Source organism: Bacillus sp. JH7 (assembly GCF_001563515.1).
Classification (GTDB): domain Bacteria; phylum Bacillota; class Bacilli; order Bacillales; family Bacillaceae_G; genus Bacillus_A; species Bacillus_A cereus.
In genome coordinates this window covers 2,210,666-2,235,515 of sequence record NZ_LPUS01000001.1, presented here as the reverse complement: position 1 = coordinate 2,235,515, position 24,850 = coordinate 2,210,666, and the positions used below count along the sequence as shown (strand labels likewise).

Here is a 24,850-nt window from a genome sequence, read left to right as displayed (position 1 = left end):
ATTTATACGAGGTAAATACCATGGGAAATAAAAAAGAAATAGCTATAGTTGCATTAACAACAGGATTTGTTTTAACAAGTGTAACACCATATGGAGTAGGTCATGCAGAGGAACCTGGTCAAATGCAAGTTGAAATTCAAGAGGATTCGTTCCGTACAGGTGATCTTACACAACCATCAAAAAAGGCGCCAGAGAATGTAGTGAAAGATGCACTTAAGGAAAATACGGAGCATGCTTTGTCTCCAAAACAAGTTAGTGCAGAAACAGGAGTAGATTACAAGGTTCTTCAAAAACGTGGTTCTTATGATGGAACTACACTTGTGCGCATGCAACAAATATATGAAGGAAAAGAAGTGTATGGCCACCAGTTAACTGCTCACGTAGATAAAAAAGGTATTATTAAAAGCATTTCAGGAGCTAGCGCACAAAATTTAACACAAGAAGATTTAAAGAAACCTATTAATTTATCAAAAGAAGAAGCGAAACAATATATTTATAAAAAGTACGGAAACGACATTAAATTTATTTCTGAACCAGAAGTTAAGGCGGTTATTTTTGTTGATGGAAATCATGGGCAGGCTAGCAATGCATATCAAGTTACATTTGCTGCTACAACACCAAATTATGTATCTGGAACTTATTTAGTGAATGCTCATAATGGCGATATATTAAAAGATATGGTACAAGAATCAAGTTTGAAAATAAGTGAAGAGTATGTTGAATCCGTTAAGGAAAATAAAACTAGCAATTTCACATCATTAACTGGAACAGGAAAAGATGATTTAGGCGTAACTCGTACATTTGGTATTTCTAAACAGACCAGTGGGAATTATGCGCTTGCTGATTACACAAGAGGGCAAGGAATTGAGACATATGATGTAAATTATAGAGATATTACAAATGAAGAAAGTTATTATCCTGGCATACTAGCAACTAGCGCTTCAACAACATTTAATGATCCAAAGGCGGTAAGCGCTCATTTCTTAGCAACAAAGGTATATGATTTTTATAAAGAAAAATATAATCGTAATAGTTTTGATAATAAAGGAAAAAAAGTAGTTTCAGTTGTACATGCATGGGATTCTGGAGGAACAAATGATCCTGAAAATTGGGAGAATGCATTTAGTACTAATATTAATAACATCAGTATGCTTTTATATGGAGATCCTATGGTAAAAGCGTTCGATATAGCCGGTCATGAATTTACACACGCAGTTACATCAAGTGAATCTAACCTTGAATTCTCAGGAGAATCTGGGGCAATTAACGAGGCATTATCGGATATTATGGGAACGGCTATAGAGAAATACATAAATAATGGGGAATTTAACTGGACAATAGGAGAGCAAACTGGATCGACTTTTCGTAATATGAAAAATCCAACTGCAATTAATTTTTCAGAAGGACTACCGTATCCCGATGATTATAGTAAATATAATGATTTAAATGGAGAGGATTATGGAGGCGTTCATTTTAACTCAAGTATTATTAATAAAGTTGCGTATTTAATTGCACAAGGTGGTACTCATAACGGTGTAAATGTAAATGGTATTGGTGAAGATAAAATGTTTGATATTTTCTATTATGCAAATACTGATGAATTAAACATGACTTCTAATTTCTCTGAATTGAAATTGGCATGCCTTAAAGTGGCAACTAATAAATATGGAACGAGCTCAATTGAAGTTCAAGCAGTCCAAAATGCTTTTGATGCTGCAAAAATTACCGGAACAGTGAAAGAAAACGAAAAAACAGCAGAAAACCAAGCTCCAGAGTTAACTGTGCCGTTTACGATTACACTACGTGTAGGTGATACGTTTGATCCAATGAGAAATGTAAAAGCTGTTGATAAAGAAGATGGTGATTTAACAAATAAAGTAAAGCATAAAGGCGATGTAGATACTTCAAAACCAGGTACATACATTGTGGAATACTTGGTCGTTGATTCCCAAGGGAGAACTACAACGGCTACACAGACTGTAATTGTAGAGGGAAATGGAGAAATATTAGATTTAGAACCTAAATTAACAGTGCCTGTTGGAGCGACAATTCATGTAGGAGATTCATTTGTTCCAATGGCAGAAGTATTAGCTATCGATAAAGAAGACGGTGATCTTACTTCTAAAATCAAAGTTGATGGTGAAGTAGATACAAATAAAGCCGGTACTTACGTATTAAAATACACAGTTACAGATTCAAAAGGCCATGAAGTAACGGCGAAGCAAACTGTAACGGTCAAAGTTAGAGAAGAAGTTAAAAATGATAAACCAATACTAAAAGTACCTGCTACAACTTCAATTACTGAGGGTGATCAATTTGATCCGTTGGTAGGGGTATCAGCTACTGATAAAGAGGACGGTGACCTTACTTCTAAAATAGCGTATGAAGGAACTATAGATACAACTAAAGCTGGTACTTATGAAATAATATATAGTGTCAAAGATTCCATGGGTAATGAGGTAAATACGATACAAAAAGTATTAGTGAAAGATAAAGAAACTAGCAAAGCTAATGGCCTTGCTAATAAGGCAAATAAGAGTAATATCTCTAACAACAGTAATAGCGATAAAAAAGAATATACATATAAGGAGCTTCCAAAGACGGGTGTAAGTACAACTAACAGTGCAGCAATCGGCATATTGATGATTATTACAGGCACAGTACTCACTTTTGTTCGCAAATTTAGAAAGATACAAAAATAATAGTAGGGATCATTCGTTTGAAGAAAAGAGTTCAGTATTCAAAAGAAATAAAGTAGAAAGTAAATAAAACGAAATATGGATTTTTTACTTATTAAGATTTTAATAGTTAAGCGGTACATTTGGCTTTTATAAAAATTTGCAGTTGGATACTATTCTGTCTACAGAACTATATTACATATAAAACACGTTACTATTCTCATTAAAATAAAAGAATAGTAACGTGTTTTTTAATTTGAAAATAGTATAAATCCTATAGCTCATGAATATAGGAGTACTTCTAATTTGCCATTGATAAGTTACTGAAAACACTTTGTTTTAATGGAAGTGTCACTCTAAATGACAACATGAGATTTTCGGTATTTACCAGGTGTTTCATTGGTGAATTTTTTAAAAATTTTAGTGAAATAACTTTGATCGCTAAAATTAAGCGAAGCGCATATATCTGATAAGGGATAGGTGGTGAAAGTTAATAATTTCTTTGCTTCTTCGACTCGTTCACGTTGAATGTACTCAATTAATGAAATACCGACTTCTTTTTTAAATAATATAGATAAATAATCTGAATTCACATTTGCAAATTTAGCAAGTTGTTTAACAGATATTGGATTGTAAATATTTTTAAAAATGTAGTTTTTACAAATAGCAATAGTCTGTGAATGTTGCTGTGTTTTTTGTGCCTTTACACGGTCTGCAAAGGTACAAAAAGCATTTTTTAATAAATCCCAAACAGATTCTTTGTCTTTTAAATCTTCTGTTCTTTGAATATGTAAATCATAAATTTTGTAAGCAATCCCAGATGGAAGTCCCCCTTTTATCGCATATCTAGTAGCGAGCGTGATGGATGAAATACAAATGTTTTTATGACGTCTTAATTGATGGAATGAAGATAAAGATGAAAGAGTCTCTTGTTGGAATTCGTAATAATATTTGAGGACGGTTTCTTTATCCCCGTCTTCTATAGAACTAAGTAGTTGCTGCTCTATATATAAATTATGATAAATGGATTCGTCTTTTTGCATTGAAATATATACATCTTCGTTTAAGATGCTGCTATGACTTATATGAAGTGAGTCACTGTTATTTGAAAAGGTGCTTACATCTGAATTTTTTTTATAGAGAATGTTATAGAACAATATCGCTATATTTACAAAGAAATTTTGATCTTTGACTGACAATGAAAAATAATGGTCTCTTGTTCTTTTATAATTTGGAATAAAATTAAGGTTACTATCCGCTTTACTTGTAGAAAAATTTACATGTGCCAAGGGCCCAATAATAACAGTACCGTTCACCATATAATCGCTCTTTATGTGAATTAAAATAAAGTGCCCTAGATATTCGTGAGTTCTGAAGATGGGGGAATTATATGTATCATTTCTCTGAAAAAGCATATGTAACTGTTCTATTTTTGATGTATATAACGAATGTGAATCATTTTTGGATTTAAATTCTAAAAGAATATTTTTGTTACAATCTAAAAAACAAACTGGAATTTCGAAAGATTGAAAAAACATATTGCAAATGTACTCTATCTCAACTAGACTGAGTTTTTTAGTCATATTCTTCCTCCTTACAGTTATGCGTAATAGTTAAATAAACATATATTCCTTTTTCATAAGTAGATACGGAAAACCTTTATCAATAAAAAATATAAATAAAAGTTATAAACTTCTAAGAATAATACCATAATTTAACATGAATAGCACATATTATTTGAATATACAGGTAATAGTTTTGGACAGTAACGTAAAATATGAATCGTCACACTTATTTGTTGGTTATTACTTATATGTATTAAAAAATGATTAAGATTGGATTTTAAATAGGGATAGGAAGTGAGATATGAATAGATTGACAGTAAGTGACTAGTCGAAATTAGCAGTGAAAGCTATTATGTAACAAATGTAATGATTCTTGAAATAGGGATATACGTGTAATTTAGGGGAGAAAATTACATATATCATGTGGAGAGACAACGTAATAATAGAAGATAAGAAAAGTGAATAAGTGATTGTAAACAATGGATTGTTGGACGACTATGTTTTATGTTATTCGTTTAAATCTGATACTTGGCACACTATTGCTTTTAAGAAGGTAATAGTAATAAAGAAATTTTTAAAATGATAGAAGTAGTAAAGGGGATAAGAGAAATGAAAAAAATATTTAGTGTGCTTTTAGTGTTATTCTTAACATTTTCTACATGGTCTAGTGTATTAGTAAAGGCAGATTCACCATCTAAAGGTACTTTAACGATTCATAAGTATGAACAAGAAAAAGATGGAGCGCAGGGACTAGAAGGTGACGGTTCTGCAAATCAAGAGGTGCCAAAAGATGTGAAACCATTAAAAGGTGTAACGTTTGAAGTGAAAAGGGTTGCTTCTTTTGAAAAAATTTCAAACGATGGGAAAATCGTAAAAGAAGACGTGAAACCTGTAATGGGAGCCACTCCAAATCAAGTAGTAACAGATGATAACGGACAAGCTGTATTAAAAGATCTTCCGCTAGGACGTTATGAGGTGAAAGAAGTGGCAGGACCTCCACATGTTAATCTAAATCCCAATACGTATACAGTGGATATCCCATTAACGAATAAAGAGGGTAAGGTGCTAAACTATGATGTTCACATGTATCCCAAAAATGAGATTAAACGTGGTGCAGTGGATTTAATAAAAACTGGTGTAAATGAAAAAGCATTAGCAGGTGCAGTATTCTCTTTATTTAAAAAAGATGGTACAGAAGTGAAAAAAGAGTTAGTAACAGATGCTAATGGTCATATTCGCGTGCAAGGATTGGAGTATGGTGAATACTATTTCCAAGAAACAAAAGCTCCGAAAGGCTACGTAATAGATCCAACTAAACGTGAGTTTTTTGTTAAGAACTCCGGAACAATTAATGAAGATGGAACTATTACTTCTGGTACAGTAGTTAAAATAGAAGTGAAAAACAATGAAGAACCAACAATTGATAAAAAAATTAACGGAAAATTGGAAGCGTTACCGATAAATCCGTTAACTAATTATAATTATGATATTAAAACATTAATTCCAGAAGACATTAAGGAATACAAAAAATATGTGGTAACAGATACTTTGGATAATCGTTTAGTGATTCAAGGAAAGCCAATCGTGAAAATTGATGGAGCAGAAGTAAATGCAAACGTTGTTGAGGTAGCTATAGAAGGTCAAAAAGTAACAGCTACAGTAAAAGATTTCACAAAATTAGATGGTAAAAAAGAATTTCATTTGCAAATTAAATCCCAAGTAAAAGAAGGAGTACCATCTGGTTCGGAAATTTTAAATACAGCAAAAATACATTTTACAAATAAAAATGATGTAATTGGAGAAAAGGAATCTAAACCTGTAGTTGTTATTCCGACAACTGGAATAATTGAGTTAACAAAAATTGATAGTGCTAATAAGAATAAATTAAAAGGTGCAGAGTTTGTACTTAAAGATAATAATGGAAAAATAGTTGTCGTAGCAGGAAAAGAAGTAACAGGTGTATCAGATGAAAATGGTGTTATTAAATGGTCTAACATTCCATATGGAGACTATCAAATTTTTGAAACGAAAGCACCAACATATACAAAAGAAGATGGTACAAAAGCATCTTATCAATTATTAAAAGACCCCATTGATGTAAAGATTAGTGAAAATAATCAAACGGTTAAATTGACGATTGAAAATAATAAAAGTGGATGGATTCTTCCGGTAACGGGTGGCATAGGAACGACTCTTTTTACTGTAATAGGCCTTACGTTAATGCTTACAGCGGCATTTGTTTTCTTTAGAAAAAAGTTTGCTAGAAATTAAGATTTTAGGAACATGTAACTATGGGAAAAGGGGAGAAGCAAAATGCTTCCCTCTTTTCGATATTTAAGCATATACAGAGGTGGAAATATGAAACGAAATCTTGTTTTTGGGGGTATTTTTTTATTTGGATTAGGTATTTTTTTATATCCTACTATTAGTAATTGGTTGGCGACTCGTGCACATTATTCTGAGATTAGCTCTTACGATAAGAAGATTAAAGCATTACAAAAGAAAGAAGTCGAACGTAGGGAAAAAGAAGCAGCCGAATATAATAAACAAGTTCAAACTTCTGCGAAAACATTTACAGATCCATTTTCTGAAAAAAAAAGTAATCATCAAGCGTATGCTGATGTGTTAAATTTAGGAGATGTAATGGGGTATATTGAAATATCGAAAATTAATATAAAACTGCCAATCTATCAAGGGACCTCTGAGGAAGTATTGGGTCGCGGGATAGGTCATTTAGATTTTTCTTCGCTCCCGGTAGGTGGAGAAAGTACGCATACTATTTTAACAGGGCATCGTGGTTTACCATCAGCAAAATTATTTACAGATTTAGATAAGTTGAGCAAAGGAGATCTTTTTTATATTCATTCTTTAGACAAAGTTCTTGCTTATAAAGTAGATCAAATTAAAGTAGTGTTACCACATGAAACGGACGATCTACAAATTGTAGAAAATAAAGATTATACAACTTTAATTACGTGTACGCCTTATGGAGTAAACACCAATAGATTGCTAGTTCGAGGTGAGCGCGTGGAGTTAAACGAGAAAGAAAAACAAAAAGTGAGTACAGAGATATTTATATTTAATAAGTGGACTGTAATAGTTACAATCCTATTGTTATGTGTGCTTCTAGTCGTAATTTATAAGAAAAAGTTAACTCGATAGAATGTATTTATCCTGCATTAATGGGAAGTGGGACCGGAAATTTAAAGATAAGTAAAGACGGTATATAGGGGATGAAGTAAATCATCATTAATAAAAATTCATTTTATTCGATTATAAAAAAAATACGGTAAAGGTGGGAACAAAGGAATTGAGGCTACGATTAAAGCTGGTAAGTATTCATTTTATTGTTTTGTTAATGTTAAGTGTAAGTTTTGTCGTATATGTACCAAAAGAAGCATATGGATCCACGACTACCTTAGAAGGTCTAGGAGATATATCGCGTTATAATGCTGTTGTCTTTGGTAACCATAAAGCAATAGGTGGCGACATTGAAGGAGCAATTGCAGTTCAAGGTGATATGGATGCATCGGGGTATACGATTGTAGGTGCAGCAGCAGGAACATCTAATATAGTAGGTGAAAAATGGGTTGATGAGGGATATCCGTCCTTGTTATTGTCCGGAAAACTAAAAAAATCAAGAGAAGAATCTTTTATCATTCAAAACGGAATAGTCGTAATGACAAAAGAGAGTGATCCAGATCGCATCATACAATCTTCTTATGATCGTATCGTTTATAAAGAAAAACTAGAAATTGACGCGAAATTTAATGAATTTCGCAATATAGTGAACCAAGTTAGTAAAAATGCAGGTCAATATAAAACGAATACCCCAATTCCAAATATGAGTCATGGAATCGGAAAAGATATAAACAATCCTAATATTTATGTTTCATCAGAATTGACAGGGAAAATCAGTGTAGATATAAGAGATGTATTTTTGCCCAATGCTAAGGACAAAGATTTTATTGTAATGTATTCAGATGCAATAGAGGTTACATTTAAAAATGGGTCTATTCTATATGACACGAACAATATTGGAAAGGCTACAGATATAGTTCCTACATCACAACCATATTCGCCTAATTCCCCGTTTACTGAGCTATATGGGAAAATGATTTGGGTTTTTCCAAATGCGAAAAAAATTACAACAGAGGGATATGGTGTAGTTGGGAGTGTGTTTGCTCCCAATGCTGTATTAGAAACAAAAGGCGGTTCGATTAATGGACAAGCATTTGTTGGTGCGGTACAACAAACTGGTGGATTTGAGTTTCACAATTTCAAATTTAACTGGAAACATTGGAACAAGCCTAGTACAGGAAAAGTAAAAATAAAAAAGGTTGATAGTAATAATGATAATAAAAAATTGGTGGGAGCAAAGTTTAAAATTGAAGATTTAAATGGGAAAATAGTTGGAGAACTAGTAACAAATGAAGAAGGAGAAGCGATATCAAAAGACTTACCAATAGGAAACTATACTTTAGTGGAAAAAGAAGCACCTAAAGGTTACGAATTATCAAAAGATAAAATAGCTGTAAAAGTAGAGAAAGATGCAGAAGGAGAAATTAAAATAGGAAATAAGAAATTGCCAGATCCAATGGGAAAAATGAAGCTTGTGAAAGTAGACATAAGTGATAAAAATAAAAAGCTAGCAGGAGCAAAGTTTAAAATTGAAGATTTAAATGGGAAAATAGTTGGAGAACTAGTAACAAATGAAGAAGGAGAAGTAATATCAAAAGACTTACCAATAGGAAACTATACCTTAGTGGAAGTAGAAGCACCTAAAGGTTACGAATTATTAAAAGATAAAATAACTGTAAAAATAGAAAAAGATGCAGAAGTAGAAATTAAAATAGGAAATAAGAAATTGCCAGATCCAATGGGAAAAATGAAGCTTGTGAAAGTAGATATAAGTGATAAAAATAAAAAACTAGCAGGGGCAAAGTTTCATATAGAAGATGCAAAAGGAAAAGTAGTTGGAGAGTTAATAACAAATGAAGAAGGAGAAGTAATATCAAAAAACTTACCAATAGGAAACTATACCGTAGTGGAAATAGAGGCACCTAAAGGCTATGAATTATTAAAAGATAAAATAGCTGTAAAAATAGAAAAAGATACAGTAGTAGAAATTAAAATAGAAAATAAGAAATTGCCAGATCCGACTGGGCAATTTGAAATTGAAAAAGTTGATGATAAGGATAGTGAATTAAAGCTAAAAGGCGCTGTATTTCAAGTGTTAGATAAAGAAGGGAAAGAAGTTAGTAGATTAATAACGAATGAAAAAGGAAAGGTAATTTCCAACCAATTAGCAATTGGAAAGTATACGATTAAAGAAATAAAAGCACCGAACGGATACATGTTACTTAGAGATCCAATAGAAATAGAAATTACAGAAGCAGTAAAGACACAAAAAATAACAGTGAAAAATGCGAAGAATAATTGGGTAATTCCTAATACTGGTGGGAGCGGAACAACAATTTTTTACGTAATTGGTATTATGCTAATGTTTGGTGTGCTATATTTCTGTAAGAAAAATCGTATATTATGAACTAATTTTATAGAGTTAGACAGATTGTTGCGTTAGAGAGTTTTTAGGGCATGAGTTCGGTATTGTACTGGACTCATGTTACTACATTTGTTGAAGGAGGAAGGATAATAGTAAACATAGAATATATTAATGAATTAAAATGTTTAAGAGGTGAACATGGTGGCAATAAAACAAGACGAAATTAAAGTAGTTGTCGGAGCTGGAGTGTTTAATAATAATCCAGGCTGGATTCAAACGCAAGAAGATGAACTTAACTTACTAGATAAAGCTACGTGGGAAGAAAGATTTGAATACAACTCTATTTCAGCTATTTTAGCTGAGCATGTATGGGAACACCTTACTTTTGAAGAAGGTGTAAGAGCAGCTGAAATCTGTTATGAATTTTTAAAACCATCTGGTCATATTCGGTGCGGAGTCCCTGATGCATTCTTTCAGGATGAGGTATATCAAAATATAGTTCAAATAGGGGGACCCGGTCCGAAAGATCATCCAGCAGCAAGTCATAAAATCGTTCATAATTATAAAACATTAACGAAAATGTTTGAAACTGCTGGATTCGAGGTAGTTTTACTTGAATATTGTGATGAAAATGGTCAGTTTTATTACAACGAATGGGATGCAAACGACGGTGTTATTTTCCGTTCGAAAAGGTATGATTCTAGAAATAAAGGCGATAAACTTGGTTTTCCATCGCTAATTATCGATGCGATTAAGCGCTAATCATTTAACCAAAAAAGGAGTTAATCCCATGATTTCATAAGTCGCAAATGCGGCTTTTTTATTTGTACGTAAATCTATATTTAATTTTCAATACTATATAACTCGATTTAGAAAATATTTAAGTTTTTCTCAGCGTCATTCACTTTAAATTAACACTTCGTTGACATAAATATTTATTTTATATTTATATTCTTGTAAAATAAAATGAGAACATATATTCTATATGAGGAGGCAATCAAAATGATAGCTGAAATTGGGAAACTAACTGGTGGATATATAGTAAAATTTGAACGCGAATTTCCATATACGGTAGAGGAAGTTTGGTCTGTATTAACAGAAAACAGTAAGCTGAAAAAATGGATGTCCAATTTACAGATTGAAAGCCTTAAAACTGGTGGAATAATAAAGTTCGACATGATGGACGGTTCATTCATAAACATTGATATTTTAGAGTGTCAACTAAACTCAGTACTTGAATTTACTTGGGATAAAGACCGTGTCCGATTTGAAATACATAAAGAGGAAAATAGTACTCTTTTATTCCTTAAAGAGTACATTAATGAATTAACAGATCATACACCGAGAGATATAGCTGGTTGGCATATTTGTTTAAATCTTTTTTCTTACGTTTTAGAAGGAGAAGAGAAAGAATTTTCTAAAGATGAATGGCAACAGTGGTTTGAAATATACAAGGATAAGATTCATGAAGTGAGAGGATAATTGCATAATAGGTAATATTCATTATGTAATTATTATATTTTAAAAATGCTTTTGTGAATAAATAAGAATAGAGGTTAATATGAAAGTAAATCAATTAATTGCTAATAACATAAATAAATTAGATGCAACTATACCGTTTAATAAATCGTTTGGAATTGCTGGGTTATCTGGATCGGGTAAAACAACTTTTTGCCAAACAATTGGTGAAGAATCAAAAAAACGATTAGTTTCTTTATTACCAAAGGCTGAATATCAATATTTATTTCCTAACATTATGGAAACAAATTTTAGTGCTATTAAGATGGAAGAAATGCCATTAGTACTTTTTCTAGGAAAATCATCGATTTCGTCTAATCCGCGTTCAACGATTGGTACTCATACTGGTGTTTTTACAGAGGTTCGGGAAAAACTTGCTGAAGTATTTAATCTTTCTCCAGAGGTCTTTTCATTTAATAATCAATTAGGCTGGTGTACTGGTTGTAAAGGCCGTGGTACTACAAAAAATGTTGAGTGTAAAAAATGTAAGGGAAAACGTTATAGTGAAGAAATTGAACAATATGAAATTGATTTGTTGGAAAAGCCACATTCAATCTCAAATATTAATGATTTAAGTGTTGAATCTATTCTTTCACTAGCAAAACAATTAAATATTAGTGAGGAAAAACAGCATATACTGCAAAATATTATTAATATGAACATTGGTTATTTAACATTAAATCGAATTATGGGTACGTTGTCAGGTGGAGAGTTAACACGACTTTATTTGGCTGAATTCATGGCAGTAAGTGAAAATGCTGTAATTATTATTGATGAGATTTCAGTTGGACTTGATCATGAAACATTATTACAAATTTTAGAAGAGATTAAACGATTAGGGTGTAAAAATCAAATTTGGCTTATTGATCATTCAGATACGGTACTAGATACAACTGATGAGCAATTGTTCTTTGGACCTGGTAGCGGAAAATATGGCGGGAAAATTGTGAAAGAATCACCAAGACCAAAGTCAATACTGTGGGAGCGAAATAAAGAAATACCAACAGAATATTATACATTCTATGATTTATATTGCCGTAATATCCAAATGGCGGAGTTTCAAATTCCTAAAAACAGGCTTGTAACGGTTACAGGAGAATCGGGATGTGGGAAATCTACACTTGTCAACGAATGTCTAGCTACAGATTTTTTAAAACGATATCCAAAAGATAAATTAGTTATGGTAGGACAAGACCGAAATCAATCAATTACAAGTCGATCAACTGTAGCAACTTTCCTAGATATTAAAAAGAAACTCACAAAGTATAGTGAAGACATTGATGATATTTTTGAGCGCTCGATTGAGGATATTATTGATGAACTTCCAAATGAAGATATCGCTTATAAACGTTTGAGCTTACTAATTAAATTAGGGCTTGGCTATTTAACATTAGAGAGAAAAACACAAACATTATCGACAGGTGAGTTTCAATGTGTTCATTTAGTTTCGGAATTATTTGCAAACACTAGAAATCCACATACATTATTCATTTTTGATGAGCCTTCAAAAGGTTTATCACAAAATATTTTAAATCAATTTATCGATAGTATTAGAGGTATTCTGCAAGATGAATCAGTTTCTATCATTATGATTGAGCATAATCGTTACATGTTAGAAAGCTCTGATTATATAGTTGATTTTGGAAAAAGGCAGAATGAATCTGTAGAGCATTTGGATGTTGTTAAACATGAGGATTACTATCGTCAAAAAAGTAATGTGAATAGCACAGAGAAAATAAATATCTCTTCAATGCTTAAGCAGAAAAAAGGAGTTCACTATTTAGAAGAAAATCATATTAACTATTTTAAAAATGCCGAAAATGTTTATAAGGGCGGTATTTTAAAAAGTTTATCATCAATGGCTAGGTTAATTTATGGTGAATATGAATCTGATACAATCGCACCTGTTATTGCTATTGATCTTGAAAGACATTTATATAGTCAATATAGTTTCTTATATGAGATTGGTGGATTAATTAATCATATTGTAGCTGCTCATCCAATTAATAAAGATACGAGAAGTTTTGATTTCTATTCACAGGACAATCATTGTCCATCTTGTTCTGGACGTCTTCAAATTGAAGTTTTTGATAAAGATATTGCCATTCAAGATAAAAGTGTTCCATTTTGGGATGGGCTATTCGATCAAGAAATCATGAAGGTATTAAAATTTTATCAGCATGAAAAAATAGAATTTCTATTCGAAGAAATAAAAAATGAGCTTGGTCACGATTTGTCAAAGAGCTATAATGATATGTCAGAAGAAGAAAAGCATACGTTTTGGTACGGATATTTTGAAAAATCATTTTATGATAAAAAAGGAAAGACACGCAGAACATGGGTAGGGTTTAATACAATTATTGGTGGATATATTGTTATTTCAAAAGCACCTATTAAAGAAGAAATTAAGAGTTCAAAAAAAATGATGAAATGTCCAATTTGTGAGGGGACGGTTTTAAATCATCATAAACCACTTAAATTTGGTAACGTAGATATTCGTGAAATAATCAATCAGCCTATTAATAAAGTATTGAAAATAGTTGGTGATTTACCGGCACTTGTTAAATTGAAGTCTATTGTTGGTGGCGATATGGTATTGACGGAAGATGTTTCTTTATTGCCAAGAAAAGCACAAGTTGCATTGAAAATGTTTGAATTAGAACAAGCAAGCTTTTCAAACTATGAAATGGTGTTACAAAATGTCTTACCATTCTGGAGCGAAATAAAAGGAAATATCGAATCCATTAGTGTTAATAATCAGGTAACTGTTTGTGATTTCCCTAATGTTTATGAAACGAGAGAAACCATTATAGATAAGTATTTCACAAATGGTAAATATAAAAAACTTACGTATGTATACGAAGCGTTTGGATACAAAAAATTAGTTACCCAAATTAATAAAATTAAAAAAAGTAATCCATGTCCATTTTGTAAAGGTAAGAAAGTGATAACCGAAGATAATTTACATGATGGTGTCTTTAAACTAACAATTCCATGTGTAACTTGTAATGCAAGTGGTATTAATGACGAAGGGTTAAAAGAAGTTGTCGAGGGCGTGGATGTACAAACGTGGTTAAATGGAAAAGTAAGTGATGTTGTGAATGAAAGCTTATTAACAGAAGCTGTTGGACAAATACCCATTTTCAATCGCATACGTGAGTTGGATAAACGAGATATGATGGCGGTTTATGAATGTCTTGAGAGTAATCAGTAAATTTTATTAATATATGTTTTATTAATATAAATTAATAAAACATATATTCTTTATAATGTATATATTAGCGCAGTATGATTAATACAAGGTAATGAAAGAAGATCCAATTTCTTAATATCAAAATTAAGAAATTGGATCTTTTAGTATTTTTATGTCTCCATACAATATTTTTCAATAAGAAAAGAAGTAATATGGAAGGAGAGATACAAAACAAATAGTGATAAACGATTAATATATTATGTAATTATTATATTATAAAAGCGAAAATTAAGGTTTAAAATGGTTCGTAAGTGATATGTTTTTGTTTATTAATCTATTTTTCATTGTGTGATTTTTTAAATTTAACAGAAATATATACTTGAATGAAGTATATATTTCTGTTAAATTTATCCTATGGATAGAACAAGTTTAATTAAAGGTCATTTAGAAATGTGTGTATTATCTATTTTGTCGAAAAAGAAAAGTTATGGTTATGAGATTATGAAAGAACTTGAAATAAACAATTTAAAATTGAAAGGAGTAGGAAGTATTTATCCTATTTTAACTAAGTTGAAAAATCAAGAGTGGGTTAACACTTATCAAGAGGTAACAGACAGTGGTAAAGTGAGGATTTATTATGAAATTAATGAAAATGGGAAAATACGTCTTGAGAAGAAAATTAATGAGTGGTTAGAATTGCAATTGGACATTCAAACATTATTAAAAAGCGGTTTGAAAGGAGACCTTCTGAAATGAGGAATAAATTGATAGGTAAAGAAAAGCAATTTTTAAGAGACGTACTTAAGGAATTAAAGCAATACGATATTAGTTTAGAAGAAAGGGAAAATATTAAGAGACAAATATTAGAACATATTCAAGAGTGTCATGAACATGGTGAAGACAGTATAGATGATTTAGGTACCCCTCAATTATTTGTTAAAGATTTTATAGAAATAAATGAAATTGATTTACAAGTTAAAATGAAACAACTTCAAAATGAAAAAGGAAAATTCAACACATTTATCTTACGTGGCATATTCATCGCAATTATTACTTACCTCATCTCGCAAACTACATTTTCAATATTTTTAACTGAATCATTTAATTCAACTAATAGCAAAAATACATTTAATTATAATATTTTATATCGCATATCAGAGAATCAATGGTGGAACGTTTTATTAATAATGATTAGCTTTATGCTCTCTGTAGTAGTGTTTATTAGCTTAGTAAGTTATAAAAAAAGAAAGCTATCTAAAGTATAATGAAGAAAACTATCTATAAACTATTTCAAATCTATATTCTTTGTAATGTAATAGTATTATGTATCATTTATCCAAAAGCATATGCTCAGCAAGATATTAAAGCTACTTTAGATAAGTATATTGAAAAATTTATAAAGGAACAGAATATTCCAGGGGCTGCTGTTGCAATTGTACATAATAAAGATGTATTCTTCACTAAAACGTGGGGGATTACTGGGGAATCTGAAAAAAAAATAACTAGTAAAACACCATTTGCAATCGGCTCAATAAGCAAATCTTTAACAGCTTTAGCTATAGTGAAATTAATAGAAGACAAAAAGATAAAATTAGAGGATTCAGTTCAACAACATCTTCCTTGGTTTAAACTAAAAGATTCTCAAATATCCTCATCTATAACAATCCAACACCTTTTAACTCATACAAGCGGAATAAACACATATGAAGGCTTATTAATATCAGATAAGCAATCCAAAAGTTCTACAGCATTAAAAGAAAATGTAATGAGACTTTCAAATGTAAAATTAACTGCTCTACCAGGAGAAAAATATCAATATAGTAATGCGAATTATATTGTTTTAGGTGCACTTATTGAGGAAATTACAAATGATACATATTCCTCATATATGGAAAAACATGTTTTTCAGCTATTAAATATGAATGGTGCGGCAGCAAGTAAAGAAACTGCATATGAAAAAGGCTATTTAACAGGTTATCAGTCATGGTTTGGCATACCAAGAAAAAGTGTAGTATCCTATGATAATGCCGGGACACCGTATGGTTATATTACCGCAAATTTGGAAGATATGATTCAATTTATTATGTTTTTGAATCGACAAGAAGATACTCAATTTTTAAAGAAAGAAAACATCGACCTTTATCTTACACCACTTTATAACATAAATTCAGAAAAAAGCTATGGTTTTGGATTAAGAACAACAAGTATAAATGAAAGCGAAACGATGATTTGGCATTCAGGATCAACGCCCGATGCTCGTACAGAAATATTTACTTTAAATAAAAGTGGCTGGGGTGGTGTGATTTTAACAAATAAAAATCATGTATTAGAAGAACCAGCACTTTCAGTATTAAAAAAGGGGATTATTAATATTTTGAATGAAGAAGAACCGGTTGATCCCCATAAAAGCATACCATTTACACAAATTGTTATGTCTACAGTTATACTCGCGCTTTTCATTTCATCAATTATGTTAATTAAAAAATATAAACATAAGGAAACTGTAAAAAAATTAACTTGGTTATTCGTAGGGGCTCTATTCCTACTATTATCTATTATTTTCATCCCACTTCTTACTTATTGTACAAGCTCACCATGGCGTACGATAAAAATATTTGCGGCAGATGTAGGTTTACTTACAAGTATTATAGTAATTTTATTAGCTGTGAACGGATTATTATCAATCTTTATAGGCATAAGACAGAAGAGTATATAAGGGTAAATAATTAAAGAAATATAATTCAAACGTTATAAACAGTTGACCCTCACACAATGTTATTGTTTAAGATAAAGTTGAGCTTCAAAGCAGATGTAACTTATAGGAGGAAATCATGTTTAAAATAGGGGATTTTTCAAAACTATCTTCCATTAGTATACGAATGTTGAGACACTACGATAAAGTGGAATTACTACAACCAGTAAAAGTCGATGAGCAGAGTGGATATCGATTTTATTCAGCAGACCAATTAAAAAAAGTAAATCAAATTCAAACGTTAAAAGCTATGGGGTTTAATATTGCTACCATCAAAGAAATAATAGAATGCGATAATATAGATACCATAAAAGAGCAATTTTTTAATCGTAGTGCTCAAATTAAAGAAGACATGAATAACCTCCAAAAACAATTACGTCTCCTCGAAGACTCAATGAAAACGATGAGAGAGGATGTTGTTGAGATGAATTATCATGTTTCAATAAAAGAAATTCCAGAAAGAACTGTAGCTAGTGTTAGAAAGATTATTCCATCGTATAATTGCGAAGGTGATTTATGGAGTGTATTAATGCAAGAAATTCAAATGAAAAATATTAGTATTGCCCAACCGAGTTATAGTATTGCGGTTTTCCATGATCGTGAATACAAAGAAAATGATGTGGATATAGAAATACAGCTAAGTATTCTTGGTAAGCACGAAAATACAAAAGACGTTACATTTAAAAATATGGAATCGACTAATGTAGCTTCTATAACAGTTAATGGAAGTTATGAACAGATGACAGCTGTAAATGAGGCTGCGGCAAAATGGATTGAGACAGAGGGTTACAAATTAGCAGGCCCGATGTTTAATATTTATCATGTGAGCCCAGCGATGGAATCCGATCCTAATAAGTGGGTTACAGAAGTTTGTTATCCAATAAACAAATAAGTAATAAAAAAAGGCATGTTTTATGCCTTTTTTATTTTATTAATATCTCAAAATATATAAATCTTTATCTTTACAGTTTTCGTATCGGACTATATAAGGCAATAAAGACTTCAATTATTTTAGTAAAAGCAGCTAAAGCAAATATAAATACAGGATTGTAGGCTGAAATAATTCCACCTACTAATGCCCCCAATGGCATAGATAATCGTGTAAGTACACGAGAAAAACCTAAAACACGTCCTTGCAAATTGGATGGAACAGTTTCCTGCCGAATTGATGTAACAATCGTATTCCATGTGATATTACATGTCATCGCGATTCCGAAAGCAATTCCGGGAGCAAGCCAATATGTACTCCACAAAGCAAATGTTAACCCAAGCGCTCCTAAAAATAGGAGTAAAGGAATAAGTACACCACGTCGAAATTTCTTTTCTAAAGGAACGGCAATTAAGCTTCCTAAAAGCCCACCTATTCCTATTAAAGTATAATTATAGCCACTTTGTGCGGAGGTGAGATTTAATGTCGATAATAAATAATACATAAGTACACCTAAAACAGCACTTGCTCCAAAGTTACCTACCATAGCTTGAAGTGACAAAGCTATATTTAACCAATCATTTTTGAGCCATTTAAAACCATCAAACAAATCATTTAGTACATTTTGCAATGTTTTTTTATCAGTATTCTTTTTATTTAAGTTTTTCATAGAAGGTAATATAATCACAGCAATTAATGTAGCAATAAATGAAAGAACATTAATCCAAAGTACTTGAAAGCCGCCAATAAAAGATATGAAAAGCCCAGCTATCATTGGACCAAACAAACTAGCCAATTGATTAACCATTTGATATAAAGAATTAGCCTTCGTTAATGATGCATCTGCGATGTGTGGAATGACTGTAACTGTTGTTACATCAAAAAGCATGGACATAACTGCTAAGATAAAAGTAATTACGTATAAATGCCAGACTTCTAATAGATGTAATGCATGTAGAATTGGTACGAGACTTACTAAAATAATATTGGTAATATCCGCCATCCAAAGTAACTTTTTTCGATCATATCGATCAACTAGTACACCAACTAAAGGGCCAAATAAAACGATTGGCAATACGTTAACAGCAAATAAAGAACTCATAATTACAGCTGAACCAGTTAATTGATATGCAATCCAAGGCAGTGCAAAAGTATATAGTGAATCCCCGATTCGTGAAATGAGTAAACCAAAAATAAAAATCTTGTATTCTTTTGAAAAAGTTGTCTTGACAGTTAATCTTCGTTCTTGTACAAATTTCACAATTGTATGAACCACCTTTAGTAAAGAGGAATTTGAAAATAATCCGTCCAATACGTATTAAATATAGAATTCTGTAAGAAGTTGTTGAATCCTACCTTTATAAGGTTAATTTTATATAAAAGTGTAGGGAATAGAAATTAGGGCGGCTTTTATTGGATGAGGCGGAATGATTCGAGAACAAAAAGGATTGCTAGATAAAGAGTTAATCTTACGACCTTTTCCACAACTTTTGTTTTAGCAGAACTAATAAAAGAGAATCCTATATTACTTCAGCAATGTTTAAATTAGCGACAAAAGCCACTGTAATAAGGGGCTTTTGTTGCTAATAATTTAATGATATGTGTACCCTCCATCTGGAAATAATACATTACCCGTAGTAAAACTATTTTGCATTAAATATAGAACAGTATGTGCAATTTCATTATTATGGCCAGGCCTTTTTACAAGAGAAAGAGATTTATAAGATTCATAAGCATTATCAAGAAATACCACCTAAAGTAGAATATAGCTTAACTGAACATGGAAAAACAGTCAGTACTGTTTTGGATAGTGTGTGTAGTTGGGGAAGAGGTCATTTAGAACATATAGATAAAGGTGAACTATAAAATTGTTATGTAAACTTATCGTCGTACGAAGTGGAATGGTGTTTTAATAATTTGTATTTTATAATATATAATTAAATAGTGTTGTAGGTTATTATACATATTTAATTCGTTTTTACAAAGGGGAGTTATAAGGTGAATGAATTAGAGTACAAAAGCTTTTATGATAAAGTAGGAAGATTAAATGGATGGGATTTTAGTAAAATAAAATGTGAAACTGTAGGAGAAATATGGGACTTTTATGGAGAAGTGAAAGAAAGATGTAAATCATCAGACATTCTACTTGATGTTGGTACAGGCGGAGGAGAAAATGTACTTAACATAGCATCATCAGCTAAATTGTTGATTGGAATTGATAATTCTAACGGCATGATTGAAACGGCACATTCTAATTTGAAAAAATCAGGTGTACAAAATGTTGAGTTTATTCAAATGGGTTCTGAAGCTTTAACGTTTCCACATGCGCATTTTGATATCGCTTCAAGTTGTCATGCTCCGTTTCTAGCATCTGAGTTAGCAAAAGTAATGAAACGAGGTGCTTTTTTCTTAACGCAACAAGTAAGTGAGAATGATAAATTAAACCTGAAAGAAGCATTTGGCAGAGGACAATGCTTAGGTGAACGAGATGGCACTTTAAAAGAAAAGTATATGGATGAACTTATTAGTGCAGGATTTGATCTCGTGCAAGTACGTGAATATGATGTTACTGATTATTACAATACGCCTGAAGATCTCATTTTCTTATTAAAACATACGCCTATTATTCCTAGATTTGGAGAAGAGGAAGAGGATTTTACTATTTTACAAAAGTTCATTGACACGAATAGTTCTGAAAAAGGGATTCATACAAATTCAAAAAGATTTATGATTATCGCTGTTAAATTATAATATATTTTAGCGTAAAAGCTGCTTTTCATTTAAAGAAAAGCAGCTTTTTGTGTGGAAAAGAATACAGGAAATACTTGAAAATAATAGAAATAAATAAAGTGTAAATCAAAATATGGAGGATAAATGTTTTGAAACGTTACTATATTAGCAATGAAAAAATAAATGTACATATTACTGAATGGGGGAATAATGACAAGCCCGTTATCTTTTGTTTACATGGATTAGGTAGTACGAGTTTAAGTTTTATAGAAATTGCTGAGGAATTAAAAGAAGAGTATAGATTTATCTCCGTTGATGCACCTGGACATGGTAAAACACCGCCATTTGAAAGAACAGAAGATTATGAGATGCAGAATTTAGCAAATTGGTTAAATGAAATAATAAATGAATTGAGAATCGAATACTTCTATTTTCTATCACATTCATGGGGAAGTTTTGTAGCGTTATTTTATTTGTTACATCATTCAGAAAAAGTACAAGGAAGTATTCTTATTGATGGTGGATATCAAACAAAAAGGCTTCAAGAAAAAACGTTGGAAGAAGAAATTGCTTATTATGAAAAGGACTTTGATGAATACGTTTTTAATAATTGGGACGAATTTTTCAAAAGTGAAAAAGAAGCTTATACTAGGTGGTCTTCATTGTTAGAAGTTGCTGTAAAGGACCTAGGGATCGAAATGGATAACAAAGTATGGTGGCATGCCAGGGGGAATACAGCTAGTAATATAATAAGAGGTATGTATAAAGATGAAACGATAGATATATATGAGAAGCTGCCGGCTAATATTGTATTACTCCGAGCTACAGTTCCACAAGTTTGGGCGGATTATAGAGATAAGACAGTAAATGTTTTCAAAGAGAAAACGGACAGTATAGTAAAAGTAATTCCTGATACTACACACATGTTGCACTGGGATAAACCAGAAATTGTTATAGCAGAAATAAAAAATAATTGGAGCTAACATATTCATACTAAAGTTGTAGTTTCTATATGGAAAATCCATCCTTCCGTTTGATTTTATCTATTTATAAGTGTAATACAATACGAATAGATAATAAGAAATGAGGGGGAATGTAAAGTGATTACACATATATCAGATATAAAACTACAAACGGTTTCCATAGAAGGGGTAAAACAAGTTTATAAGGACATATTATCTTTTCCAATAAAAAAAGAAACAGCATCCTTCATTCAATTTGAAGTAACACCTTATACAACAATTAGTTTTCAAGAAGTGTATGAACCAATTGCACCTGCACATGTTGCTTTTGAAATCTCATATTCAAAATTTCATGAAACAGCAAGATGGCTTGAGGAGTCTGGATTACTCATTGCGAAATGGAAAGATGGTCATATAATTGATGAAGAGGATGGTCGATTCAATTTATACTTTAAAGACGGAGATGGAAATCTACTCGAAATTATCGCGCATAGTTATGTTAAAGAAGATGTATTAGTACCGCAGTCACCTTTAAACATTTTATATGTAAGGGAAATTGGTCTTCCTGTTAAAAGTGTACCTATTTTTAGGGAATGGCTGAAATCAAATCTAAATATGAAAACGATGGAAGACGGGGATATTTTTAACTTTGTAGTTGGTGGCACTGCTTATGTCGTCGCAACTTGGTGGCAGCGACCTTGGATTCCAATCGCGATGAAAGCTCTATCACCGAAAGTACACGTTTCTTTCGGAACACCAGACGTCGCATTTTTACAGCGAATCCAAAATAACTTTAAGAAAAATGGTGTATCATTTGAATATAAATGTAATGAAGTATCATTTATTGAGCAAGGATATACATTTTCAATTGTGCATACATCAGAGTTTCATTCTGATATTCCTAAACAATTAAACTTACCGCTTTCTATTTAAGGATGGAAAGCGGTAAGTTTTTTGTATATTCGTGAAGAAGGTTTTAGCTAGGATTATAGTGAATTTAAAGAGAGGTATAAGGTGTTATTTTAATTTATGTTAAGGGGAGAAATGAAGTGGTTTTAGGTAATCCAATTGCAAAAGGGAATACAGCAGAAATTTATTTAACTGATGATAAGGTTGTAAAATTATTTAAAGATTACCTCCCAGATACAGAGTCTATGAATGAAGCAAAAAAACAAAAATATGCTTATTCATGCGGGCTGCCAGTTCCAAACGTATTTGAAGTGACAAAGATACACGATAGACAGGCAATTATTATGGAATACGTAAAAGGGGACAGTGTTGGTGATCTCCTACTTAATAATTTAAATGAGGCAGAGCGTTATATCGGACTTTGTGTTAATGAGCAAAAAAAGATCCATGCTATACGTGTGAATACAGATGAAATGGAGTTAATGAGGAAAAGGTTAGAGCGTCAAATTAAATCTGTACATAATTTGGATGAAAGCAAAAAGAAGAATATATTACAAAAATTAGATTCTATTACATTTGATTTTAGGCTATGTCATGGAGATTTCCATCCATTTAATTTGATTTTGAGTAAGGAAGAGAAAGTGAAAGTTATAGACTGGGTAGATGCAAGTTCAGGTGATATTCGCGCAGATGTATTTCGAACATATTTGTTGTACTCACAAGCTTCGGTAGAATTAGCTGAGATGTATTTACATATATATTGCAGTCGTACCGGCTTATCAAGAGATGAAGTTTTTCAATGGGCTCCTATTATTATTGCAGCTAGATTTTCTGAAAAAGTATCACCGCAAAATGAAGTGTATTTGAAAAGATTATTGAATCAGTATTTATAAGTCATAAAAAAGGCTGTCAGCAAATTAATAAATGCTGTTGTTTAACCAAAGTTTCCTTGTAGTTAAACAACAGCGTTCTTAAATATTGATATAGGTATTCTTATTTTCGATCTTCATCCTATAAAGGTTCATAATCCGTACTTGTTCCTCCGTTAATTCTTCTTTATCCCAATACATATGCATTAAGCTATATTCAAAAATCTCCTTTAATTTAACAAATAATGGAAACTTGTCTATCATCTCTTTTGGTAGTTCATTTTCCTCTTGGTAGCCTTCAAATAGTGCTTTTGTAATAGAATGTTCATAGTCAATGATATTCCCATTTCCAGCAAATGAATATTCTATCGCACTATAAATAGGAACGGCTAAATCGAATATGTAAAAATGTTTTTGGAATGAATCCAAGAGAATATCAACTTAACAAAATGTCTATTCAATCATTTCTTAAACTAAATTTAAATAAAGAAGGGGTGTTTAATATGAATATTTCTAGAAAAATAGAGGTTGAACAGTTGCGAAATAGGAAGAGTGAGCTATTTGATAAAGAGGTACTTAACATATTAAATGGTCAAGTTATGTATGAAGAATTTAAAAATAAAAAGCTAATGGGTGATTCTGATTATGCACCATTTAATGAGGCGATGTGTGTGAACCCTGCTACTACACAAGTTTTTGATGAGGACTTTATTAAAACAAGAGCGGAAGGACATAACAGTTCAGTAGAAAGTTATACAAAAAAGGTAATAGATCCATTAAAAAAACTTTTTACGAAAGAGTACAAATGTATTGTTTTATGGTTTGGTGAAGATATGTTTTGCCAAATGAATCTACTTACTTTACTTTCATACCTTGAGCAGTCGTGCTATGAAGGGAAAGTATACTTAAATAGTTTCAGGGAGGATGAATTTAAAGTAAATCAAATTGAACTTGAATTGGGGGATTATTCTACTATATACAATGAAGTATTGGTAAACCATAAAAAGACTTATCATAAAGTACCACCTGTAATGTATCAGGCTATAGATTTATATTTAGAAATGCTAAAAGAAGATAATATCGTAATGAAATTCATCTCTAAAAATAAAGGTTTATCAAATCAAGAATTATTAACAAAGTTGTTTTATCTTTTTCCAACAATCGGATATGGTGATACTCAGTACATAGAACTGATTAATAAAATGAAGAAGAAAACTACACCTAAAATATAGGTGTAGTT

19 protein-coding genes and 2 pseudogenes are annotated in these 24,850 nt (G+C 31.4%); 17 read left to right on the top strand and 4 right to left on the bottom strand.

The window, feature by feature from the left end; translation table 11 throughout:
• Positions 1-20: 20 nt before the first annotated feature.
• Positions 21-2,702 carry a M4 family metallopeptidase gene (locus AU379_RS11300; RefSeq protein ID WP_061139270.1) on the top strand — a complete coding sequence of 894 codons (2,682 nt, stop codon included), beginning with the start codon at positions 21-23 and terminating at the stop codon, positions 2,700-2,702.
• Between the two features lie 332 nt (positions 2,703-3,034).
• On the opposite strand, the gene AU379_RS11295 is transcribed toward AU379_RS11300, so the two are convergent.
• Positions 3,035-4,261, bottom strand: coding sequence for a helix-turn-helix domain-containing protein (locus AU379_RS11295; protein WP_030025684.1), 1,227 nt, complete (start codon positions 4,259-4,261; stop codon positions 3,035-3,037).
• A 591-nt stretch (positions 4,262-4,852) separates the two neighbouring features.
• Here AU379_RS11295 and AU379_RS11290 point away from each other — a divergent pair.
• The 10 genes from AU379_RS11290 to AU379_RS11245 all read left to right on the top strand — a co-directional run bounded on the left by AU379_RS11290 (position 4,853) and on the right by AU379_RS11245 (position 18,104).
• Positions 4,853-6,514 carry an LPXTG cell wall anchor domain-containing protein gene (locus tag AU379_RS11290; protein WP_000719305.1) on the top strand — a complete coding sequence of 554 codons (1,662 nt, stop codon included), beginning with the start codon at positions 4,853-4,855 and terminating at the stop codon, positions 6,512-6,514.
• Positions 6,515-6,601: 87 nt separating this feature from the next.
• Complete coding sequence (locus AU379_RS11285; protein WP_081306075.1) at positions 6,602-7,405, top strand: class C sortase; 804 nt, start codon at positions 6,602-6,604, stop codon at positions 7,403-7,405.
• A gap of 148 nt (positions 7,406-7,553) precedes the next feature.
• On the top strand, positions 7,554-9,791 hold the full coding sequence (locus AU379_RS11280; RefSeq protein ID WP_061139268.1) for a SpaA isopeptide-forming pilin-related protein: 2,238 nt from the start codon (positions 7,554-7,556) through the stop codon (positions 9,789-9,791).
• A gap of 156 nt (positions 9,792-9,947) precedes the next feature.
• Positions 9,948-10,511 (top strand): SAM-dependent methyltransferase, encoded by a 564-nt coding sequence (locus tag AU379_RS11275; RefSeq protein WP_113710694.1) that lies wholly within the window; start codon positions 9,948-9,950, stop codon positions 10,509-10,511.
• A gap of 240 nt (positions 10,512-10,751) precedes the next feature.
• A complete protein-coding gene (locus AU379_RS11270; protein WP_000559852.1) occupies positions 10,752-11,231 on the top strand; it encodes an SRPBCC family protein in 480 nt (159 codons plus the stop codon).
• Positions 11,232-11,310: 79 nt separating this feature from the next.
• Entirely contained in the window at positions 11,311-14,481 is a 3,171-nt protein-coding gene (locus tag AU379_RS11265) for an ATP-binding cassette domain-containing protein (protein WP_061139267.1), read from the top strand.
• A 429-nt stretch (positions 14,482-14,910) separates the two neighbouring features.
• Positions 14,911-15,216, top strand: coding sequence for a PadR family transcriptional regulator (locus AU379_RS11260; RefSeq protein ID WP_002094025.1), 306 nt, complete (start codon positions 14,911-14,913; stop codon positions 15,214-15,216).
• Positions 15,213-15,725 carry a hypothetical protein gene (locus AU379_RS11255; RefSeq protein ID WP_001244705.1) on the top strand — a complete coding sequence of 171 codons (513 nt, stop codon included), beginning with the start codon at positions 15,213-15,215 and terminating at the stop codon, positions 15,723-15,725. Before AU379_RS11260 ends, AU379_RS11255 begins: the two co-directional genes overlap by 4 nt.
• A complete protein-coding gene (locus AU379_RS11250; RefSeq protein WP_061139266.1) occupies positions 15,725-17,176 on the top strand; it encodes a serine hydrolase domain-containing protein in 1,452 nt (483 codons plus the stop codon). Before AU379_RS11255 ends, AU379_RS11250 begins: the two co-directional genes overlap by 1 nt.
• 115 nt (positions 17,177-17,291) lie before the next feature.
• A complete protein-coding gene (locus tag AU379_RS11245) occupies positions 17,292-18,104 on the top strand; it encodes a MerR family transcriptional regulator (protein WP_000472627.1) in 813 nt (270 codons plus the stop codon).
• 70 nt (positions 18,105-18,174) lie between these two features.
• Here AU379_RS11245 and AU379_RS11240 read toward each other — a convergent pair whose 3' ends face one another.
• Positions 18,175-19,401: an MFS transporter gene (locus AU379_RS11240; RefSeq protein WP_000673894.1), complete on the bottom strand. Its 1,227-nt coding sequence runs from the start codon at positions 19,399-19,401 to the stop codon at positions 18,175-18,177.
• A gap of 330 nt (positions 19,402-19,731) precedes the next feature.
• A pseudogene (locus AU379_RS28980) lies at positions 19,732-19,875 on the bottom strand (short-chain dehydrogenase); the annotation flags it as partial.
• Between AU379_RS28980 and AU379_RS11235 the strand changes: the two are divergent.
• From AU379_RS11235 to AU379_RS11215, 5 genes and pseudogenes are all read left to right on the top strand, one after another.
• A pseudogene (locus AU379_RS11235) lies at positions 19,842-20,006 on the top strand (winged helix-turn-helix transcriptional regulator); the annotation flags it as partial. The pseudogenes AU379_RS28980 and AU379_RS11235 overlap by 34 nt on opposite strands.
• Positions 20,007-20,138: 132 nt before the next feature.
• Positions 20,139-20,891 (top strand): class I SAM-dependent methyltransferase, encoded by a 753-nt coding sequence (locus AU379_RS11230; protein WP_061139265.1) that lies wholly within the window; start codon positions 20,139-20,141, stop codon positions 20,889-20,891.
• A 128-nt stretch (positions 20,892-21,019) separates the two neighbouring features.
• Positions 21,020-21,853, top strand: coding sequence for an alpha/beta hydrolase (locus AU379_RS11225; protein ID WP_000833450.1), 834 nt, complete (start codon positions 21,020-21,022; stop codon positions 21,851-21,853).
• Positions 21,854-21,970: 117 nt separating this feature from the next.
• A complete protein-coding gene (locus tag AU379_RS11220; RefSeq protein ID WP_061139264.1) occupies positions 21,971-22,765 on the top strand; it encodes a glyoxalase in 795 nt (264 codons plus the stop codon).
• 116 nt (positions 22,766-22,881) lie between these two features.
• A complete protein-coding gene (locus AU379_RS11215; protein ID WP_000242839.1) occupies positions 22,882-23,634 on the top strand; it encodes an aminoglycoside phosphotransferase family protein in 753 nt (250 codons plus the stop codon).
• Between the two features lie 78 nt (positions 23,635-23,712).
• Here the strand turns inward: AU379_RS11215 and AU379_RS11210 are convergent, their stop codons facing one another.
• Entirely contained in the window at positions 23,713-24,039 is a 327-nt protein-coding gene (locus AU379_RS11210; RefSeq protein WP_061139263.1) for an aminoglycoside phosphotransferase, read from the bottom strand.
• Here AU379_RS11210 and AU379_RS11205 point away from each other — a divergent pair.
• Complete coding sequence (locus tag AU379_RS11205) at positions 24,030-24,842, top strand: AraC family transcriptional regulator (RefSeq protein WP_157462620.1); 813 nt, start codon at positions 24,030-24,032, stop codon at positions 24,840-24,842. The genes AU379_RS11210 and AU379_RS11205 overlap by 10 nt on opposite strands.
• The last annotated feature ends 8 nt before the right edge of the window (positions 24,843-24,850 follow it).